The organism is Rhodopseudomonas sp. B29, from assembly GCF_000333455.1.
Lineage (GTDB): Bacteria > Pseudomonadota > Alphaproteobacteria > Rhizobiales > Xanthobacteraceae > Rhodopseudomonas.
The window spans coordinates 1-1721 of record NZ_BADD01000345.1 but is presented as its reverse complement, the minus strand read 5'-3'; the positions used below and the strand labels follow the sequence as shown (position 1 = coordinate 1721).

Annotated in this window: 1 protein-coding gene and 1 pseudogene; both read right to left on the bottom strand. The window is 63.7% G+C overall.

The genetic code is table 11. The features are described 5' to 3' along the window. Positions 1-1117, bottom strand: a 1117-nt coding sequence (locus tag I5M_RS12430) for an RNA polymerase sigma factor region1.1 domain-containing protein (RefSeq protein ID WP_022721699.1), incomplete at its 3' end; no start/stop codon positions are given. A gap of 296 nt (positions 1118-1413) precedes the next feature. Next, positions 1414-1721 (bottom strand): annotated as a pseudogene (locus I5M_RS29650) (DNA primase); the annotation flags it as partial.

Sequence of the window (1721 nt, the reverse complement as noted above, 5' to 3'; positions counted from 1 at the left end):
GCTTCTTGTTGATGTCGTAGAGCTGCTCGACGAGGCTGTCGATACTCGCCTGGTTGAGGCGCAGCGACTTCACCTCGACGATGATTTCGTCCTTGAGCTTCTTGTACTTGCGCTCCTGCGACGGCGACAGCGACGGTCCCTGCGACGCGCTCTCGAGCTGGTTGGCGATGTCCTGTTCCTGCAGCTTGCGCAGCTTCTTGTAGTTGTCGGCGATCTTGTCGAAGGTCTCGACGACCTTCGGCTTGAGCTCGGCCTCGATCGCGGCGAGCGACATCTGGTTCTCGAACTCGTCGTCGTCGCCGTCGCCTTCGGCCATGCCCTCGCCGCCCTCGGCAGCGGGCTCGCCGCCGGGACCGCGCTGCGGCGCCGGACGGAACGGAGTGGCGGACGGCGGCGCCGCGGGCGGCGCGTCGGTGGCGGTGGCTTCGGCATCGCCGCCGGCTTCGTCACCGCCCTCGCCGTTACCAGCAGCAACGCCGCCCTTGGCGTCCGGGCCCGCATAGGTGGCTTCGAGATCGATGATGTCGCGGAGGAAGATCTTGCCTTCGTTGAGTTCGTCGCGCCAGATGATGATGGCCTGGAAGGTCAGCGGGCTTTCGCACAGCCCGGCGATCATCGCCTCGCGGCCGGCCTCGATGCGCTTGGCGATGGCGATTTCGCCCTCTCGCGACAAGAGCTCGACGGTGCCCATCTCGCGCAGATACATGCGGACGGGATCGTCGGTGCGCTCGCCCGGCTCGGACTTCTTGGTCTCGGTGACGGCCTTCTGGGTGACTTCGACGAGGTCGTTATCCGGCTCCTCGTCACCGTCGTCCTTGGACTCTTCTTCTTCGTTGTCGGTGTCCTCGGCCTCGGACACGTTGATGCCCATATCGGACAGCATCGACATGATGTCTTCGATCTGTTCGGGCGAGGTGGTGTCACTCGGCAGCACTTCGTTGAGCTGATCGAAGGTCACGAAGCCGCGCTTCTTGGCCTGCTTGATCATCTTCTTGACGGCGGCGTCGGACAGGTCGAGCAACGGCGAAGGGGCTTCGGCGGAGTCCTTCTCCGGCGCGTCCACCTTGTCGTCCTTTTCCTTGTCCTTGACCTGAACCGTCTTCGCCTTGCTGGCCATTCACCGCTCCTGAACCGCGCGTATCGGGGACGACCGTCGCCCGTACACCATCAACGTCCCAATTGCTTCGCCGATCACGACGCGCAAAGGGCGGCGTGCGTCGACGCCACCCTCAAAACCGCCTGCTGGTTTCCCAATTGGTCTTTGCCCGAAGGCCTTCTACCGGAATGCCGTTAAGCCCTTACTAACCCTGTTTTTGCAGCCAACTCCCCGGTTTGGCGAGTCTTTTTAGGGACGAACTGGTCATGGACCCCAATCTGGCGCCCCATCCGGCCGCCGGATTCGGCCCAAATCCGTCATACGCTGCGCTGGAACCGGCCCGAAGATTCGCCGAAGCCTTCGATCAGCGCTTCGGTCCCTTCGACCTCCGCCAAGCGCGCCTTGACGTCCCGCAGCCAGCCGATGTTGGCCTCGCTGCCGTCTTCGCCCAGCGCCAGCTCGGCATCCTTCAGCTCCCTAAGTAAGGAGTGAGATTGTCGATGCAAGGCAACGAGTTGCTGCCACGTCGAAAGAACGTCCTCGCGCGCCGCGCCGGGCTTGGCGGCCCACACCGCCTGGGTCGTGATCGTGCGCTCAAGGCGTTGCAATTGCTCGGTTAACCCGG